At 67.6% G+C, this 18,011-nt stretch carries 17 protein-coding genes; 10 read left to right on the forward strand and 7 right to left on the reverse strand.

Annotated elements, in window-relative coordinates; genetic code table 11:
* Positions 1–2: 2 nt before the first annotated feature.
* The 5 genes from M0L44_RS08100 to M0L44_RS08120 all read left to right on the forward strand — a co-directional run bounded on the left by M0L44_RS08100 (position 3) and on the right by M0L44_RS08120 (position 4,209).
* The gene (locus M0L44_RS08100) at positions 3–587 is read left to right on the forward strand and encodes a D-sedoheptulose-7-phosphate isomerase (protein WP_252769128.1); all 585 of its coding nucleotides are present in this window, start codon (positions 3–5) and stop codon (positions 585–587) included.
* A complete protein-coding gene (gene rfaE1, locus M0L44_RS08105) occupies positions 584–1,531 on the forward strand; it encodes a D-glycero-beta-D-manno-heptose-7-phosphate kinase (RefSeq protein ID WP_252769129.1) in 948 nt (315 codons plus the stop codon). The genes M0L44_RS08100 and rfaE1 overlap by 4 nt, the downstream gene beginning before the upstream one ends.
* Positions 1,528–2,082: a D-glycero-beta-D-manno-heptose 1,7-bisphosphate 7-phosphatase gene (gene gmhB / locus M0L44_RS08110; protein WP_252769130.1), complete on the forward strand. Its 555-nt coding sequence runs from the start codon at positions 1,528–1,530 to the stop codon at positions 2,080–2,082. The genes rfaE1 and gmhB overlap by 4 nt, the downstream gene beginning before the upstream one ends.
* Positions 2,083–2,194: 112 nt before the next feature.
* Complete coding sequence (locus M0L44_RS08115; RefSeq protein ID WP_252769131.1) at positions 2,195–2,983, forward strand: glycosyltransferase; 789 nt, start codon at positions 2,195–2,197, stop codon at positions 2,981–2,983.
* A 92-nt stretch (positions 2,984–3,075) separates the two neighbouring features.
* Positions 3,076–4,209 (forward strand): glycosyltransferase family 4 protein, encoded by a 1,134-nt coding sequence (locus M0L44_RS08120; RefSeq protein ID WP_252769132.1) that lies wholly within the window; start codon positions 3,076–3,078, stop codon positions 4,207–4,209.
* 30 nt (positions 4,210–4,239) lie between these two features.
* Here M0L44_RS08120 and M0L44_RS08125 read toward each other — a convergent pair whose 3' ends face one another.
* Complete coding sequence (locus M0L44_RS08125) at positions 4,240–4,728, reverse strand: adenylyltransferase/cytidyltransferase family protein (RefSeq protein WP_435526399.1); 489 nt, start codon at positions 4,726–4,728, stop codon at positions 4,240–4,242.
* A gap of 213 nt (positions 4,729–4,941) precedes the next feature.
* Here M0L44_RS08125 and M0L44_RS08130 point away from each other — a divergent pair, with 213 nt between their 5' ends.
* On the forward strand, positions 4,942–5,226 hold the full coding sequence (locus tag M0L44_RS08130) for a ComEA family DNA-binding protein (RefSeq protein ID WP_252769134.1): 285 nt from the start codon (positions 4,942–4,944) through the stop codon (positions 5,224–5,226).
* A 2-nt stretch (positions 5,227–5,228) separates the two neighbouring features.
* On the opposite strand, the gene M0L44_RS08135 is transcribed toward M0L44_RS08130, so the two are convergent.
* The 3 genes from M0L44_RS08135 to dnaE form a co-directional block, all read right to left on the reverse strand.
* The gene (locus M0L44_RS08135; protein ID WP_252769135.1) at positions 5,229–6,431 is read right to left on the reverse strand and encodes a patatin-like phospholipase family protein; all 1,203 of its coding nucleotides are present in this window, start codon (positions 6,429–6,431) and stop codon (positions 5,229–5,231) included.
* 72 nt (positions 6,432–6,503) lie between these two features.
* Complete coding sequence (locus M0L44_RS08140) at positions 6,504–7,016, reverse strand: hypothetical protein (RefSeq protein ID WP_252769136.1); 513 nt, start codon at positions 7,014–7,016, stop codon at positions 6,504–6,506.
* Between the two features lie 102 nt (positions 7,017–7,118).
* On the reverse strand, positions 7,119–10,661 hold the full coding sequence (gene dnaE, locus M0L44_RS08145; protein ID WP_252769137.1) for a DNA polymerase III subunit alpha: 3,543 nt from the start codon (positions 10,659–10,661) through the stop codon (positions 7,119–7,121).
* 155 nt (positions 10,662–10,816) lie between these two features.
* Here dnaE and M0L44_RS08150 point away from each other — a divergent pair, with 155 nt between their 5' ends.
* The gene (locus tag M0L44_RS08150) at positions 10,817–12,151 is read left to right on the forward strand and encodes an esterase-like activity of phytase family protein (protein ID WP_252769138.1); all 1,335 of its coding nucleotides are present in this window, start codon (positions 10,817–10,819) and stop codon (positions 12,149–12,151) included.
* Here M0L44_RS08150 and M0L44_RS08155 read toward each other — a convergent pair whose 3' ends face one another.
* On the reverse strand, positions 12,152–13,108 hold the full coding sequence (locus M0L44_RS08155; protein WP_252769139.1) for an asparaginase: 957 nt from the start codon (positions 13,106–13,108) through the stop codon (positions 12,152–12,154).
* Positions 13,109–13,180: 72 nt separating this feature from the next.
* Here M0L44_RS08155 and lexA point away from each other — a divergent pair, with 72 nt between their 5' ends.
* Both lexA and M0L44_RS08165 read left to right on the forward strand, forming a co-directional pair.
* Positions 13,181–13,855, forward strand: coding sequence for a transcriptional repressor LexA (gene lexA, locus M0L44_RS08160; protein WP_252769140.1), 675 nt, complete (start codon positions 13,181–13,183; stop codon positions 13,853–13,855).
* 25 nt (positions 13,856–13,880) lie between these two features.
* Positions 13,881–14,273, forward strand: a complete 393-nt coding sequence (locus tag M0L44_RS08165; RefSeq protein WP_252769141.1) for a helix-hairpin-helix domain-containing protein — start codon at positions 13,881–13,883, stop codon at positions 14,271–14,273.
* Here M0L44_RS08165 and M0L44_RS08170 read toward each other — a convergent pair.
* The gene (locus M0L44_RS08170) at positions 14,260–15,564 is read right to left on the reverse strand and encodes an MFS transporter (RefSeq protein ID WP_252769142.1); all 1,305 of its coding nucleotides are present in this window, start codon (positions 15,562–15,564) and stop codon (positions 14,260–14,262) included. The genes M0L44_RS08165 and M0L44_RS08170 overlap by 14 nt on opposite strands.
* A gap of 44 nt (positions 15,565–15,608) precedes the next feature.
* The gene (locus tag M0L44_RS08175) at positions 15,609–17,336 is read right to left on the reverse strand and encodes an HDOD domain-containing protein (RefSeq protein ID WP_252769143.1); all 1,728 of its coding nucleotides are present in this window, start codon (positions 17,334–17,336) and stop codon (positions 15,609–15,611) included.
* Positions 17,337–17,650: 314 nt separating this feature from the next.
* Between M0L44_RS08175 and trxA the strand changes: the two genes are divergently transcribed.
* Entirely contained in the window at positions 17,651–17,980 is a 330-nt protein-coding gene (gene trxA / locus M0L44_RS08180) for a thioredoxin TrxA (RefSeq protein ID WP_252769144.1), read from the forward strand.
* Positions 17,981–18,011 lie beyond the last annotated feature (31 nt).

An 18,011-nucleotide genomic window follows, 5' to 3' on the forward strand; every position in this document is an offset into this window, starting at 1 on the left:
CCATGATGTCCTCCTCCGCCCCCACGCTGTTCCAGTCAAACCTGGACGAACACCTGCGGCTGTTTCACCAGTTGGCCACACTGACCCCCGAGGTCAACGAGGCCGGTCGGCGCATCGCCGCTGCACTGGCGCAAGGCGGCAAGCTGCTGCTGTGTGGAAACGGCGGTTCGGCCGCCGACGCCCAGCACATCGCCTCCGAACTCACCGGCCGCTTCATCCACGAGCGGCGCCCCCTGGCGGGCATCGCCCTGACCACCGACAGTTCCGCCCTGACCTGCATCGGCAATGACTATGCCTTCGACGAGGTGTTTGCCCGCCAGCTGCGGGCCCTGGGCCGCAGCGGTGACGTCCTGATCGGCATCTCGACCTCGGGCCACTCGGCCAACGTGGTCAAGGCCGCGCAGACGGCTCGAGAGATGGGCATCGTCTTCATCGGCCTGCTGGGACGCGACGGCGGCGCCCTCAAGCCCTTGTCCGATGTGGCCATCGTGGTTCCGTCCGTGGTGACGGCTCGCATCCAGGAAGCCCACCTCCTGATCGGCCACACGCTCTGCGGCTTGATCGAGCACGAACTGGGGTTGGCATGACGGCGGCGCGTGTCCCGCTGCCTCCGGTGGAGGCCATGCGCCGCAGCCGCGTGCTGGTGGTGGGCGATGTGATGCTCGATCGCTACTGGTTCGGCGCCGTGGACCGCATCTCGCCCGAGGCCCCGGTGCCTGTGGTGCGGGTCACCCGCGAAGAAGACCGGCTGGGCGGCGCCGCCAACGTCGCCGTCAACAGCCAGGCCTTGGAAGCCCAGGTCACCCTGCTCACGGTCGTGGGGGACGACGCCCCCGCCACACGACTGGAGGAACTGCTGCAAGCCCGGCGGATCCGCGCCGTGCTGCGGCGCGACCCGGCCCTCAAGACCATCGTCAAGCTGCGCGTCATTGGGCGCTCACAGCAACTGCTGCGCGTGGACTTCGAGAACACCCCCGACCACGAGGTGCTCAACCAGATGCTGGCCAGCTTCGAAGAACAGCTGGCCCAGCACGACGTGGTGGTGTTCTCGGACTACGGCAAGGGCGGCCTGGCCCATATTCCGCAGATGATCAAGCAAGCCCGTGCCGCGGGCCGCCTCGTGCTGATCGACCCCAAGGGCAGCGACTACGTGCGCTATGCCGGCGCGTCGGTGCTGACCCCCAACCGCTCCGAACTGGCCCAGATCACCGGCCCCTGGCGGGATGAAGTCCATCTTGGCGAGTTGGCCCAGAGCTTGCGGCGCGCGTTGCGCCTCAATGCCCTGCTGCTCACCCGATCGGAAGAAGGCATGACCCTGTTCGACGATGCAGGAGCCCACCATGTGCCGGCCGAGGCCCGCGAGGTGTTCGACGTCACCGGTGCTGGCGACACGGTCATTGCCACCCTGGCCTCGCTGGTGGGCACGGGCATGCCTGTGGCCCAAGCCGTGCCCTGGGCCAACCATGCCGCCAGCCTGGTGGTGGGCAAGTTCGGCACCGCCAGCGTGAGCCACGCGGAACTGCTGGCATGAGCGACGCCAAGATCGCCTTCCTGGACCGCGACGGCGTGGTCAATGTCGACGTGGCCTACCTGAGCCGTTGGGAAGACTTCCGCTTCGTCCCCGGAACGGTCGATGCGCTGCGCCAATTGCAGTCCCAGGGCTACCAGTTGGTTGTGGTGACCAACCAGTCCGGCATCGCCCGAGGCTACTACAGCGAGGAAGACTACCAGGCCCTCACACGCCGCATGCGTCAGGCACTGGCGGACGAGGGCGTGACCCTGGCCGGGATCTACCACTGCCCGCACCTTCCCCGCGCCGAAGTGGCCCGCTATGCGTTGGACTGCGACTGTCGAAAGCCCGCTCCCGGCATGATCCTGCGCGCAGCCACCGACTTGAGTGCCGACCTGCATGCCTCCATCCTGGTCGGAGACAAGGGTTCAGACATCCAGGCCGCCCGGGCGGCCGGTGTGGGTCGGGCCTTCCTGGTGCGCTCGGGCCAGGCACTGACGCTGGAGGAATGCGCCAGCGCAGACGCATGCTTCGACGATCTGGCCGACTGTGTCAGGCACCTCGGGGCCTGACGGCGCTTGCCGGCCAGGCCATGCTCACAGGCCTTGCTGACCAAGTCGCATCGCAGCACACAGCGCGCCGCACCCGCCCGGAGCCACGCCGCTCCCCTCCAGAAGAGCAGAAATGAAACAAAGAATCATCGTGTCTCTAACCTCCTTCCCGGGCGGGATGGGTGTGATCGTCCCCACGCTGAAAAGCCTGCTGAAGCAGAGCCTTCCTCCTGACAAGATCGTCCTCTACTTGGCCGACCCCGAGTTTCCCGATCGGGGATTACCAGAAAACTTGGAAATGCTGGTAAAAGAAAATCCGATTCTTGACATCAGATTCCACCCCACCAATATTCGATCATACAAAAAACTGATCCCAGCACTGAGAGATTTCCCAGATGATGTCATCATCACCGTGGACGATGATGCACTCTACTCTCCCGACCTGATAAAAAGATTAATCTCAGAGCACAAGAAATATCCATACTCCATCATTGCCCACCGCACAAGAAGAATGATGTTCGACAAGGGATGGAATCTTCTTCCCTACAAGAGCTGGAAAATATACAAGCACCTCCGGTACATCGCCTGGGGATCTCATCCAAAATACACCAACTTTTTTACGGGAACAGGCGGTGTTCTGTACCCGCCGCATGCCCTGCATCCAGACACGGCCAAAGAGGAATTGTTCATGGACTTGGCCCCGACTGCAGATGACGTGTGGTTCTGGGCCATGGCCGTCAGAAGAAAGACAAAGATAAAGCCCGTATTCTTTGGATTTCCTCACATCAACACGCTCGAGAAACTAGAGCAACATAAGTTGACCACAGTTAACCTGATGGACGACAGAAATGTAAAGTTCGCCAATGCGATCATGGAAAAATTCCCCGAGATCCTGAAAATCATCCAGAACCAGAAGAACTGATTCGATTTTTGGTCCTGCCCCAGGCATTTTCTGACGCTCTGACCAAACACGTTAGAATGCGGCCAGACAACTGAATGATATTCAGCGCCACCATGAGAATCATCCACATCGAGACAGGCAAAGACTGGAGAGGGGCGCAAGTCCAGGTTCTCCACACGGCCGCCGGTCAGCAGGCACTGGGCCACGAGGTCCATCTGGTGTGCCCTCCGGGGTCGGCCTTGGCGCAGCGAGGAAAAGACGCCGGCCTCACGGTGCATCACCGTCGCTGCCGGGCGGCCCTGTTTGGCTATGACGTGCTACAGATGGCCGCCTTGATGCGCCGGATCCGTCCCCACATCGTCCACTTGCACAGCTCGCACGCTCACAATGTGGGGGGCATGGCGGCATGGATCTCACGGGTTCCGGCGGTCGTGCTGTCACGTCGCATGGACACCCCCATCACTGTCTGGCATCACAAGCTCAAGTACCGTTTTGGCTACGACACCATCATCGCTATTTCCCAGAGCGTGAAGAAGGTCCTGGTCAATGCGGGCATCAGCGAGGAGAAGATCTCCGTGGTGCGCAGCGCCATCGACTATTCGTGGTGGAGCCGCTCCGGCGAGAGGGACCGCATCCGCCATGAATTCGGCTACCAGGACAGCGACACGGTGGTCGCCGTCATCGCCGCCATTGAACCGCGGAAAGGTCAGGAGCTTCTGATCCGTGCACTGCCCCGGATTCTGGAGCGCGCGCCGAACGTCAAGGTGCTTCTGGCAGGCAAGGATGACATTGCCCAGCCCGAACGGGCCTTGGCAAGTCAACTCGGGCTCACGGACAAGGTGACGTTCGCGGGTTTCCGCCCCGATGTGAAGGACGTCATCGCCGCCGCGGACATCATCAGCGCCCCCTCCTATCTCGAGGGGCTTGGCGTGTCGATCATGGAGGCCATGGCCTGCGGAAAACCCGTCGTCGCCACGACCGCGGGCGGCATTCCCGAAAGCGTGGTCGATGGTGAAACCGGCATCCTCTTTGAGCCTGGCGACACGGCTGGCCTGGCCAACGCCATCATCCGGCTGGCTGTCGATGATTCTTTGAGATCATCGATGGGACAGAAGGGACAGGCCAGGGCGAAGCACTCATTCTCGGTGGATTCGCTGATTTCCCAAACCCTGGAAATCTACGGCGCGCTCCTTGACCGCCAGGCCATCCTCCTGCGGGGTGCAGGTCCCCCCCCACCCTGTCCCTGATGGCCAAGAGGACATGGGAATGCCGTGGTCTCACCCCTTGGGGGCCGGGATCGTGACCCGGATGCGGCGCACCAGTTCGGTGGTGGAGTAGCCGTCCACGAAGGGAATGGCCACGGAGCGCCCGCCCCAGGAGCGCACCAGTGCCGTCTCGGCCAGGGTCTCCATGTCGTAGTCGCCGCCCTTGACGTACCAGTCCGGGCGGATGCGGGCGATCAGATCGACCGGCGTGCTTTCGTCGAAGAAGGTCACCAGGTCCACGCTGGCCAGCGCCCCCAGCACCCAGGCCCGGTCTTGCTGGCGGTTGAGCGGTCGGTCCGGCCCTTTGCCCAGGCTGCGGGCGGAGCGGTCGGTGTTCAGCCCCACGATGAGCGAGCCGCCCAGCAGGCGGGCCGCCTGCAGGTAGCTGACATGCCCACGGTGCAGCACGTCGAACACCCCGTTGGTGAAGACCCAGGGACGCGGCAGGCGAGCCAGCGCCGATGCCAGTGCCTCGGCGGGCGCCACCTTGTCCTCGATCAGTGTCAAGGACCTCGGCGATCCCTCTTCTTGCGGGGCGTCGGAGGAGGCAGAGGGGCAAGAGGAGGGATGCGTCACGAGGGAGACGATGCAAGCATCGTGAAGGAGCAGAACTGCTGGAATTATCGGCTGCACCCGGCACCACCTGCCCGGGTTTTCACAAGGGAACACAGCGACATGCACATCCACAGAGACAGGGAAGGACGCCGACGCTGGATGGCGCTTGGGGCCTGGCTGCTGCTGAACGGCTCGACCGGGCTGTTCGCCGCCGGCATCGATACCGCCGCCACAGAGGTGAACCAGGCCAACCAGGCCGAACTCGAGATGATCAAGGGCATCGGCCCTCAGCTGTCGACCCAGATCCTGGGTGAACGGGAGCGCAGCCCCTTCAGGGACTGGAGCGACTTCATCGCCCGCCTGCCGGGTGTGGGGCCGGGCAAGGCGCGCAAGCTCTCTGCCGCCGGCCTGCGGGTGGGCGGTCAGCCCTTCTCAGCACCCTGAGCTCATGCGCCCATCGTGGTGGGCCGCAGGAAGTGCAGCACGGCCTCGCGCTGGTCCAGCGTGTCGCGCTCACCCAGGGCAATGAGCTCGCGGGTGAAGGCTTCCTCGAACAGCAGGTAGCTGGCCAGGGCCGCCCCACGGGCCCCCGCGCCCTCGCCCTCCACCCCCACGCCGCCCAGCAGCGCGCGCACCGCCAGCGGCAAGGCAGACAGGTGCCGCGCCGCGATGTCGTCCAGCCGCTGGCTGGGCGAGATGACCAGCAGTTCCACCGGGCGCAACGGCGTGTGTTGCCGCGCCTCCGGCGGCAGCAGGCTCAGGGTGTGGTTGATGCGCCGCAGCCGCTCCACATCCACCGACAGCGCGTCCAGGAAGATGCTGGACAGCGCATGGCCGCCGATCTGCGCCACGCTGGGATAGTCCTCGGTCACCGGACGCTGCAGGGCCGGCGGCTCGTGCAGGCGCCCCGCCCCGATGACCAGCACCCGGTTCGCGCCCAGGTGCACGGCCGGCGAGACCGGCGCCGTCTGGCGCATGGAGCCATCGCCAAACCACTCCAAACGCTCGCCCTGCGGCAGCGTCTGCGCGGGGAAGACGAAGGGGATGGCCGATGAGGCCAGCAGGTGGTCACGGCTGAGCTGGCACGGCAGGGCCAGGCGCTGCGAGCGGGTCCAGGGCTGTCGGGAATCACCCGCCGCAACTTGGTAGAAGGTGACGTGCAGGCCGCTGCTGTAGCTGGAAGCCGTGACAGCCAGGGCCTGGAGGTGGCCCTGCGCCAGCAGGCCCTCCAGCCGCTCCAGCGGCACCATGCGCTGCAGCAGCTCGCCCAGCGGAGCGTTGTCCAACAGGGAACGCGGCCGCTGGCGCACCCAGCGGGCGATCACCCAACCCAGGGACATCAGGGTCAGCCAACGCGCCCCGGTACGGATGATGCCTAGCGCGTCGGCCCGGTAGACCTGGTCGGCGTGGAAGTGGGACCAGACGTCGACCAGGGCATCCACTCCTGCATCGAAGTCATCGGCCTGGCAGGCCAGCGCGGCGGCGTTGATGCCGCCGGCCGAGGTGCCGGTGATGACCGGAAAGGGATTGCCCCCAGCCAGGCCGGCTTCGCGGCGCAAATGACGCAGGGCCTTCAGGACACCGACCTGGTAGGCCGCCCGGGCGCCGCCGCCGGTGAGGACCAGGCCGCGCACGGGAGTGGACGGCATGCGTGGCAGTCTAGTGCCGCGACGCGCCGCCGCCCAAGGGATCAGACGGGCAAAGCGCCCCCGTTAACAGCGTTACCAGCGACCACGGTCGCCGTCACGGTCATGGTCGTGTCCGTGGTGGCGGTCCTCGTCCCAGCCGCGGCCGTAACCCGGGCCGTAGCCATAGCCGGGCCCGGGGCCACCGCGGTACACCGGCACAGGCTGGTAGACGACCGGCGGCGGGGGCGGTGGGCCGCGGCGCACCACCGGCACCACATGGGCCTGGTACCAGTCGTCTCGCACGAAGTAGACCGGCGCGCCGCAGGCACCGTACTGGCCGCAGTAGCGCGCCCAGTGGGCCCGGTGGGCGGGCGGTGCCCAGAGGTAGACCGGCTGCACCGGAGCCCACATGGGAGCAGGCTGCACGATGACCGGCTGCGGCGCGATCAGCGCCGGTTCGTAGAAGCGGCCGATGTCGATGCGGCCTTGCAGGCCCGGCTGGCCGATCGAGATGGACACCCCCACATCCGCGGCATGGGACAGCGGGGCCCAGGCCGCCAGGGCGGCCGTGAGCGCGAGCGCGCTCCAGCGATGGCGATTCAGCATGGCGTCTTGGCGCCCGCCTGACGGCAGCGGGCGGACACAGTCGTTGAACATAGATCAACAACGCGGCGCCCCCCGGGCCGGGATGACGGGGGATACGCCTGCTTACCTGCTCTCGGCTTCGTACACGATGCGCGCCTGCCCCTCGCCGGCCAGCGCCTTCCAGGCGGCCAGGGCCTCGTTGGTGGGCCAGAAGCGGCCACGCTCGCCCAGGTCCACCTCACCCACGGCTTGGGGCCGCTCCACACGCACCCGCACCGCCAGGCCCTGCACCAGCTCGCCCTCGTCCGTCTGCTCCACACGGGCCGGATGCTCGCGCAACAGGCCGGCCACCGCCGGTGCCGTGCCATGCAGGGCCACGCTGAAGTAGCGGCCAAAGCGGGCGCGCGCACCGGCCAGGCTCCAGACCTGCTGCACGTTCAGGCGCAGACCACCGGAAAAGCGGTCCGGCTGGGCCTTGCCCTGCACGATGATCAGCTCGTCGTCGCGCAGCAACTCCTTGTTCGCATCCAGCAGTTCCTCGTTGGCCACCGCCTCGATGGGCTCGCTCTTGTCGTCGAGTTTGAAAATGCCCACCCGGCCACGCTGGCCGTTGATGATGCGCAGGTCGCTGACGATGCCCGCGAGCAGTTGCGGGTCGCGGCTGTCGATCAGGTCGGCGATGCGGCGCTTGCAGAACTGCCGGACCTCGGCCTCGTCCTCGTCGAACAGATGGCCCGAAAGGTAGAAGCCCAACGCAGCCTTCTCCTGTGACAGGCGCTCGCGCACGCCCCAGGGTTCGACCGCCACCATCGCAGGCTCCTGGCTCAGCGAGCCGTGATCGTCCTCCCCGCCGAAGTCGAACAGACCACCCTGCAGCGCATTGGCGGCCTGGGTCTCGGCCCAGTCGAAGGCCAGGCCGATGGTGGCCAAGGTGGCAGCGCGGTCAGGGTGGAGCTCGTCGAAGGCACCCGCCTTGATCAGCGCCTCCACCACCCGTTTGTTGACCCGACTCTTGTCCACCCGGCGGCAGAAGTCGAACAGGCTGGTGAAGGGGCCGTCGGCCTCGCGCACGGCGGCAATTGCCTCGATCGCGCCCTGACCCGTGCCCTTGATGGCCCCCAGACCGTAGCGCACCGCCCTGCGGCCCTCCTGGCCCGGCAGCGGCTCGAAGCGGTAGACGCCGCGGTTGACGCTGGGCGGCTCGAAGCGGATGCCGAAGTTCTTGACGGCGTCGGTCAGCAGCACCTTGAGCTTGTCGGTGTCGCTGATTTCGATCGTCATGTTGGCCGCGAAGAACTCGGCCACGTAATGCACCTTGAGCCAACCGGTGTGGTAGGCCAGCAGGGAATAGGCGGCAGCGTGCGACTTGTTGAAGCCGTAGCCCGCGAACTTCTCCATCAGGTCGAAGACCTCGTCGGCCTTCTCCTGGCTGATGCCCTTCTTGGCCGCGCCCTCCCGGAAGATCTCGCGGTGCTTGGTCATCTCCTCGAGCTTCTTCTTGCCCATGGCCCGGCGCAGCAGGTCCGCGCCGCCCAGGCTGTAGCCCCCCAGCACCTGGGCGGCCTGCATCACCTGCTCCTGGTAGACCATGATCCCGTAGGTCTCGGCCAGCACCTTCTCCAGCAGGGGGTGCGGGTACTCCACCACCTCCTTGCCGTGCTTGCGCGCGACGAAGGACGGGATCAGGTCCATCGGGCCCGGGCGGTACAGCGCGTTCAGGGCGATCAGGTCCTCCAGCCGGCTGGGCTGGGCGTCGCGCAGCATGCCCTGCATGCCACGGGATTCAAACTGGAACACCGCCTCGGTCAGGCCGTCGGAGAAGAGCTTGTAGACCGCCTTGTCGTCCAGCGGGATCGTTTCGAAGGCGAAGTTCTTCTGGTCCGGGTAGCGGGTGGTGATGAACTCCTTGGCCAGCTCCAGGATGGTCAGCGTGGCCAGGCCCAGGAAGTCGAACTTCACCAGGCCGATCTGCTCGACGTCGTCCTTGTCGAACTGGCTGACCGCCGAGTCGCTGCCCGGCTGCTGGTAGAGCGGGCAGAAGTCGGTGATCTTGCCCGGGGCGATCAGCACGCCCCCGGCGTGCATGCCAATGTTGCGCACCAGGCCCTCGACCCGCTCGGCCAGGCTGAGCAGGGCCGCCACTTCTTCCTCGGCCGCCTCGCGCTGCTCCAGCTCGGGTGCCTCCAGGCGGGCGTAGACCAGCTTGGGATTGGGCTTCTCGGGCACCTTGGCCAGCGTCACATGCTTGCCCGGCGGCGCCGGGATCAGCTTGGCGATGGAATCCACATGGCCGAAGCCCATGCCCAGCACCCGGCCCACGTCGCGCAGCGCGGCCTTGGCGGCCATCGTGCCGAAGGTGGCGATCTGGCTCACGGCCTCGCGGCCGTAGCGCTCTTTCACATACTCGATCACCCGGTCGCGGTTGCTCTGGCAGAAGTCCACGTCGAAGTCGGGCATGGACACCCGCTCCGGGTTCAGGAAGCGCTCGAACAGCAGGTTGTACTTCAGCGGGTCCAGGTCGGTGATGGACAGCACATAGGCCACCAGCGAGCCCGCACCGGAACCCCGGCCCGGCCCCACCGGGCAGCCGTTGGCCTTGGCCCACTTGATGAAGTCCGACACGATGAGGAAGTAGCCCGGGAACCCCATCTGCAGGATGGTGTTGAGCTCGAACTCCAGCCGCTCAACATAGGCGGGCCGCTGGGCCTCGCGCTCGGCCGGTTCGGGGAACAGCAACTCCAGCCGCTGCTCCAGGCCTTCGTAGGATTCCTGGCGCAGGAAGTCGTCGATGGGCATGTGGCTGCCATCGGGCAGCAGCGGGGTGGGGAAGTCCGGCAGGAAGTTCTTGCCCAGCACCAGCGTGAGGTTGCAGCGCGCGGCAATGCGCACGCTGTTGGCCAGCGCCGAGGGAATGTCGGCGAACAGCGCCGCCATCTCGGCCTGCGACTTGAAGTACTGGTCCTGGCAGAAGCGCTTGACCCGGCGTGGGTTGGCCAGCGTTTCGCCCTCGGCCACGCAAACGCGGGCCTCGTGGGCCTCGAAGTCGTCTGCGGTGAGGAACTGCACCGGGTGGGTGGCCACCACCGGCAGTTGCAATTCGGCCGCCAAGGGCACCGAGGCACGCACCAGCGCCTCGTGGTGCGGCAGGCCGCCGCGCTGCAGCTCGATGTAGAAACGACCGGGAAAGAGCTCGGACAGCGCCTGGGCGGCCTGCCGGGCCCGGCCGACATCCCCCGCCAGCAAGGCCTGGCCCACCGGGCCGAACTCGGCGCCGGAGAGCGCAATCAGCCCTTCGCCCAGCTCCTGCAGCCAGTCCCAGCGCAGCAGGGCCTGGTTGCGCTGGACATTGCGTGTCCAGGCACGGGCCAGCAACTCAGACAGGTTGTGGTAACCCGCGACATCCTGCACCAGCAACAGCAGCCGCCCCGGCGGCGCGTCGGGTGCGCAGTCCATCGGCTCGATCCAGGCGTCGCAGCCCACCACCGGCTTGAGGCCCTTGCCGCGGCAGGCCTTGTAGTGCTTGACGGCGCCGAACAGGTTGCCCAGGTCCGCGATGCCCAGGGCCAGCTGTCCGTCGGCCTGGGCTGCGGACACCGCATCGTCGATCCGCAAGGTGCCATCGACGACGGAGTATTCGGTGTGCAGGCGCAGGTGAACAAAGCTCATCACGGCATTGTAAGGAGCGGGGTTCGAGCCTCTGATCTAGGGGGGTGGATGTCACGCCGGCGTCACGCGGGCTGTCAAGACTTGTAACCGTCATGGCCTGCCCGCCGGGCCGCTGCGCATCCGCATTCATCAACGACAAGGTTCGAGGAGTCCCCATGTTTGTCCGTTCCCTGGGCGCTGTTGCCCTGGCCTGCGCCGCCGCGCTGGCCCCCGCCCATGCCGCCGTCACCTTGATCGCTCGCGGCGCGCTGACGCTGGACCAGGACCTGAGCGGCCTGACCAACACGCTGGAGAACGGCCAGGCAGCGAATCTGCTCGGCGGCATCGGCTCGGGCCTGGCCTGGGCGGGTGGCACCACCTTCCTGGCCCTGGGTGACCGCGGCCCCAACGCCGTGGCCTGGAACAGCACCGTGGACGACACCACCAGCTGGATCCCCCGCTTCCACACCCTGGACCTGAAGCTGCAACCGGCCGTGGGCGGCAGCCTGCCCTACGCCGTGCAGGCCACGCTCACCGGCACCACGCTGCTGTGGAGCGGCAGCGCCCTGAGCTACGGCCCCGCGACCCCGGTGGGCCCGGTGGCCGGCCGCGCGTACTTCTCCGGCCGCTCGGACAACTTCGCGTCCGGCGCCAATTCGCTGGACAGCAGCTTCGCCCGCCTGGACCCGGAAGGCATCCGCGTCTCGCGCAATGGCAAGAACGTGTTCATCTCGGACGAGTACGGCCCCTACGTCTACGAATTCAACCGCAAGACCGGCAAGCGCACCCAGGTCTTCAGCCTGCCGGCCGGCACCTTCGCCGTGAGCAACCTGTCGTCCATGGGCAGCGCCGAGATCAGCGGCAACACGCACGGCCGCGTGGCCAACAAGGGCATGGAAGGACTGGCCATCACGCCCGAGGGCAAGCACCTCTACGGCTTCATGCAGAGCCCGCTGATCCAGGACGGCGGCGATGGCGGCCGGGCCAACCGCATCGTCTGGATCGATGTCTCGACCGGCAAGGTCAAGCAGTACGCCTACGACAACTACATTCCGGCCAAGAGCAAGGCCTACAACAGCAGCGAGATCCTGGCGGTCAACAGCAAGGTGCTGCTGGTGCTCGAGCGCGACGGCAAGGGCCTGGGCGATGGCAGCACCGCCTCGGTCAAGCAGATCTGGAAGGTGGACCTGACGAACGCCGAGGACGTCAGCCAGCTGTCCGGCCAGGACGCTCTGCTGGCCAAGGCCCCGGCCAAGTCCCTGTTCCTGGACATCCGTGCCACGCTGAACGCCGCCGGCATCACCGATGACCAGATCCCCGCCAAGCTCGAAGGCCTGGCCTTCGGTCAGGATGTGGTGGTCAACGGCCAGACCAAGCACACGCTGTACATCGCCAACGACAACGACTTCCTGCCGGTCGTCAACGGCCTGTCCAACCCCAACCAGTTCTTCGTCTTCGCCTTCGATGACGCCGACCTGGGGGGCAGCACCTTCCAGAACCAGCAGTTCTGATCAGCCCTGCAGCAGCAACTGCAGCAGCAGCTCCACCCGGGCCTTGGCCGGGGTGAGCAGGCCGGCCGAGGGCAAGGCGCCCTCCGGCTGGCCCACCACGCCACCGGCCCAGCAGCGGCTGGCGCGCAGCACGGTCACCCCCTGGGATTGGGCGGTGCGCAGGGCGGCCTCTAGCGCCGCATGCAGCGTTCCGTTGCCGGTGCCCTCGGCCACCAGACCACGGGCGCCCAACGCCACCAGGGCCGGCACCAGGGCGCCGTCGCAGCCCGCATGGCTGACCACGATGTCCACCCGCGGCCATTGGGCCACCGGCTGGCGGATGGCCTGGGCCAGCCGTGCGGCCTCGTCCGCGCCGGCCTGGGGCCAGGGCCGCAGCACGCGCAGCTGGCCTTCCTGCACCAGCGCCAGCGGGCCGGCCTCGTCGGTGGCAAAGGCGTCCACGCGATAGCCGTGGACCTTGCGCACATCCTCGGCAGCCATCACCCGCCCTGCCGCCACCGCCAGCACCCCGTGGACGCCAGGCCAGCCGGCCACCGTCACGGCGTCCAGCAGGTTCTGCGGGCCATCGGGCATCAGCGCCGAGGCTGGCCGCATTGCCGCGGTCAGCACCACCGGCTTGGTAGGCGCCAGCACCCGGTGCAGGAACCAGGCGGTCTCCTCCAGCGTGTCGGTGCCGTGGGTGATCACCACGCCTTGCACGTCCTCACGCGCCAGCGCCTCGGCCACCGCCTGGGCCAGGCCTTGCCACAGCCCATGGTCCATGTCCTTGCTGTCGATCTGGGCCAGCTGGCGGGCCTCCAGCGCATGGCCGGCCAGGGCTGGCACGGCGGCCAACAGATCGGCCACGCTCACCTCGCCGGCGCGGTAGCCCACGTTGTCCGAGGCCGCCCGGGACCGCCCAGCGATGGTGCCGCCGGTGCCCAGGATGACGGTGCGCGCAGAAGTAGTGCTTGGCATTTCGAAAAGGTCTGGATAAAAATACAGATACTGGATGCAACCTCAGCCCTGTTCACCGCGGGGCCCGCCAACATGGAAAGCCCCAAGCTCACCGCCCGCCAGCAGCAGATCCTGGATCTGGTGCAAAGCACGATCGAGCGCACCGGCGCGCCCCCCACCCGGGCCGAGATCGCCGCCGAACTGGGCTTCAAGTCGCCCAATGCGGCCGAAGAACACCTGCAGGCCCTGGCGCGCAAGGGCGTGATCGAGCTGGTGGGCGGCACCTCGCGGGGCATCCGCCTGCAGACGCGGACTTTACGCGCCCTCAACGAGGCCCGCGGCAAGCAGTTCGCCCTGCCCCTGCCCAGCCTGGCCCAGCTCACCCTGCCGCTGGTGGGACGTGTGGCGGCCGGCCACCCCATCCTCGCCCAGGAACACATCGACCAGACCTATGTGCTGGAGGCCAGCCTGTTCCCACGCAAGCCCGACTACCTGCTGAAGGTCAAGGGCATGAGCATGCGCGACGCCGGCATCGTCGATGGCGACCTGCTGGCCGTGCAGAAGACGCCCGACGCCCGCAACGGCCAGATCGTCGTGGCACGGCTGAACGACGAGGTCACCGTCAAGCGCTTCCACCGCGGACGCCATGGCATTGAGCTGCTGCCCGAGAACCCCGACTTCCAGCCCATCGTGGTGGGCCCGGAGGTGGAGGATTTCCAGATCGAAGGCATTGCCGTCGGTCTGGTGCGGCAGAACATGCTGATCTGAACCTGCTGCGCAGCCGCCCCACGCCATGATCAAGCGCCCCAAGGCCACCCGGGCCGAAGACTGCCAGACGCTGGAGCAACTGCCCAATGTGGGCCCGGCCATGGCCGGCGACCTGCGGGCCCTGGGCCTGCACCACCCCCAGGACCTGCGCGGGCAGGACCCTCTGGCCCTGTACCGCCGCCTGGAGGCGCTGACCGGCTCACGGCAGGATCCCTGCGTACTCGACACCTTTATGGCCATCGTCGATTTCATGGAGGGCGGGCCGCCGCGCCCCTGGTGGAGCTTCACGGCCCTGCGCAAACAGCGGCATGGTGTGCTTCAACTCGACAGCCCCGGACCCACCACCGTGTGGGACGCACGGGATGTGGGGCATGCAAGGCCGCCCCATGGCGAGGGCGTCGACCTCAGGTCAGCGTGAGGCTGTTGCGCCGGGCCAGGGCCGGAAACCAGCGCCACCACAGCGCCACCACCAGCAGGGTGCCCATGCCGCCGGCCACCACGGCCCCCACCGGCCCCAGCAGCGCGGCCGTGGCCCCGGATTCGAATTCGCCCAGCTGGTTGCTGGCGCCAATGAACACCGAGTTGACCGCCGACACCCGGCCGCGCATTTCGTCAGGCGTCTCCAGCTGCACCAGGGTCTGACGGATCACCACGCTGACCATGTCGGCCGCGCCGGTGACGGCCAGGGCCAGGAAAGCCGGCCAGAAGGAACGTGAGAGGCCGAAGGCAATGGTGGCCAGGCCAAACAGGGCCACGGCGACCAACAGCCACACACCAGCGCGGCGGCGCAATGGACGACGCGCCAGCCACAGCCCCACCCCGACGGCCCCCAGGGCCGGGGCCGAACGGAGCAGCCCCAGAGCCTCGGGGCCACTGTGCAGGATGTCGCGGGCAAAGATGGGCAGCAGCGCCGTGGCCCCGCCCAGCAACACGGCAAACAGATCCAGTGAGATGGCGCCCAGCATCACCGGCTGATGACGGATGAAGCGGATGCCCGCGGTCAACTCGCGCCAGCCTGGCGAAGGAGCCCGCGGCGGCACGGGCCGAGGACGGATGCTGAGCACCGCACTGATCGCACCGAGCAGCAGCAGCAGCGACACGCCGTAGACCATGGCCGCGCCCCAGAACTCGGGGCCCAGCGGCCACAGGGTCTGCAGGCGCTGCCCCAGAACCGGCCCCGTCCCGTACAGCACGCCCCCCAGGGCCGGCGCCAGCACCACGGCAGCCTGCATCACCGAGCTGTTGGTGGCCACGGCGCGTGCCAGCAGGGACGACGGCACCAAGGTGGGCGTGAGGGCCTGCAGCGAGGGCATCTGCACCGCGCGGGCCATCCCCAGCAGCACGGACAAGGCCAGGATCCAGCCGGCACTCAGCGCCGCCCCCAGGCTGGCCAACATCAGACCCAAGGCCACGGTGCACTGCAGGCTCAGGCTCAAGGCCAGCAGCTGGCGCCGGTCATGGCGGTCCACCAGGTGCCCGGCCGGCAGAGTGAACAGCAAGGCGGGCACGAACTGCACCAAGCCCACCAGACCCAGCTGCCAGGCGCTGCGGGTCAGGTCGTACATCTGCCAGCCGAGCGCCACCATCAGCATCTGGTTGGCGGACGTCCCTGCAATGCGCGTGGCCAGGAGCCGGAGGTAGTCGGCCTGATCGCGCAGGCGCGGCGTCGGCGCCGCTTCAGCAAGCGCCGGAAAGGTGGGCAGGGACATTCACGGCAGCTTATCCCAGCCGCCCACAGGCTGCCGGACAAGGGTCATGCCGCGGTCTGGGTCTCGCTGGTCGCGGCACGCTGCGGCGTGGCGGCGGTCGCGCCTTCGGGCAACTTCAGGGATGCCGGATCGGCCGAGGCCTGAATCTCCGCCTGCAAGGCCTCGGCCAGCTCCTTGCTGGAAAGGCCCAGCACGCGGACATAGCGCTGCGCGGCCTGCTTCAGCGCCAGTTGGGCGCGCTGCGGCGGAAGGCTTGCCGCGTCGACCATCTCGTTGGCGCAGCTGGCCGCATAGCGCAGCACGTCGCTGTCGTCCTCAGCGCCACGATGGGCCTCGGAGGGCGCGACGCGGCGGATCATGCGCAGCACGCTGCCGTCGAGCCCCCAGTGCCGGGCCACAGCCAAGCCGAGTTCCTCGGTGTCCACGCCAAGCACGGCATAGGAGGCGGCCTCGGGGGACAGCCCGGGCTGGGCCTGTTCGCCCGGCGCGCCTTCGATGTGCTGCATGAGCCGGCGGATCTGGTGGGCTTCCTCCGGGAAGTGGTACTGCACCACCAGCCGTCCGAGGTTTTGCATCAGCGCAATCAGGTAGACCACTTCACTGTCGTAGCCGGCCGGCGCCAGACGCACGGCCAGGCGTCCGGCACGGTGCACGCGCGCGATCAGCTGTTCCATCTCGACCGCGGCGGACTCGTTCATGGAACCCGGCCATCGGCGCAGGGCCAGGGCGGCACGGCGCACGCCTTCCAGGCCCAGCATGGCGATGGCCCGGCGCAGCATCAGCACCGGTCCTTCCGCACTGACCTGGGCGCTGTTGACCAGGCGAAGCAATTCGAAAGTGAGGGCGATGTCGCCCAGCACCACATCGGCCAGCTCGCTGGTGCGGCTGTTGTCCATCAGGGCCAGATGGGCCACGCGCTCGGCGCCACCGGGCTGGGCCGGCAGCACCCCTGCGGACTGGATGCGGTCCATCAGCAGGGCCAGCGGGCCGTCGCTCTCTGCCTGGGTCCGCAGCCAGCCTTCCAGGGCCCCCTGGAGAACCCGGGCATTGTGATAGCGGTGGCGCGGCTGCCGGTCGGTCGCCCGGTTGACGATGGCACGCAGGGCGTCCGGCACGGGGCGCGACAGTGCCCAGGGCAGGCGCACGATCTCATTGCCCGCAGGCGGCATCCGGGCGATGACGCGGCCCACATCGGGCTCGTCCAGGGCAGGCGTGCCAGCCAAGGCCTGGTAGGTGACCAGGCCCAGGGCCAGCACGTCACGCTCCGCGGCCTCCCGCACGGCCCTCAGTTCCTGCATCGCACCGTCCCGGGCCGCCCAGGTATCTCGCCCGGCCACTTCGAGCCCCATCAGCACCGGCGTGCCCGCATCGGTCAGCCCCAACATCCAGGGCTGGATGTCGCCGTGGGCCACGCCTGCCTCGTGGGCGTAGGCCAGTCCCTGCGCCACACCGGCCACCCAGGCCGCCACATCGGTCGGCGGCAAGCCTTCCCGGCTGAAACGCTCGGCCCAGGTCGCCACCGCCGATCGGTCGTACATGGCATAGGGCCAGCGCTCATGCTCGCCCACCTCGATGGCCTGGGCCAGATGGGGATGCTCCAGGCGCGCGCCCTTGCGGACCGCCCGCTGCCAAGCCTGGGCCGCCTCGCCATCGGGCTGCTTGCGGGGAATGGCCAGCATGCAGTCCTGCTGCTGGCGTGTGTCCACTGCCGCCCACATCATCGTGCGCTCGCTCTTGCCCAGCAGGGCGAGCAGCTGAAAGCGCCCGAACATGCGCCCCGCCCCGGCGGTCGACGCCGACCGGCTGGGCGAAGCGGAGTCTTGAGAGGAACTGGCGGCGCTGGACATCGGAAAGACGGCTGTTTGGATCCGATTGGAAATGCATTCCTGGCCGGGCGAGCGCCCGATGTACCGGTCAAACCCCCACCAGTTTCCACGCCACGATGTGCTGCGGGGGCTGGCCCTGCCTCCGGCACGCCCAAAGCGGATGTGTCAGAATCTCTCGCACTTCAGCTGACGAAGCCCTTGGGGCCGCCCTGCGGGCCCAGCGTTTCGCTGCCAGGCTGAAGCCCCCTTAGGAAATTTCCATGAGCAGCGAACTGATCAAGCACATCTCCGACGCTTCGTTCGAAGCTGACGTTCTGAAGTCCGGCAAGCCCGTCCTGGTGGACTACTGGGCCGAATGGTGCGGCCCCTGCAAGATGATTGCCCCCATCCTGGACGAAACTGCCAAGGAATATGGCGAGCGTCTGCAGATCGCCAAGATGAACGTCGACGAGAACCGCGATGTCCCGGCCAAATTCGGCATCCGCGGCATCCCGACCCTGATGCTGTTCAAGGATGGCCAGCTGGCTGCCACCAAGGTGGGCGCCCTGTCCAAGGCCCAACTGGCCCAATTCCTCGAGAGCCATCTATAATCTCGCCTGTCGCACCGGGGTGAGGCCTGAA

The organism is Ideonella oryzae, assembly GCF_024055665.1.
Lineage (GTDB): Bacteria > Pseudomonadota > Gammaproteobacteria > Burkholderiales > Burkholderiaceae_C > Ideonella > Ideonella oryzae.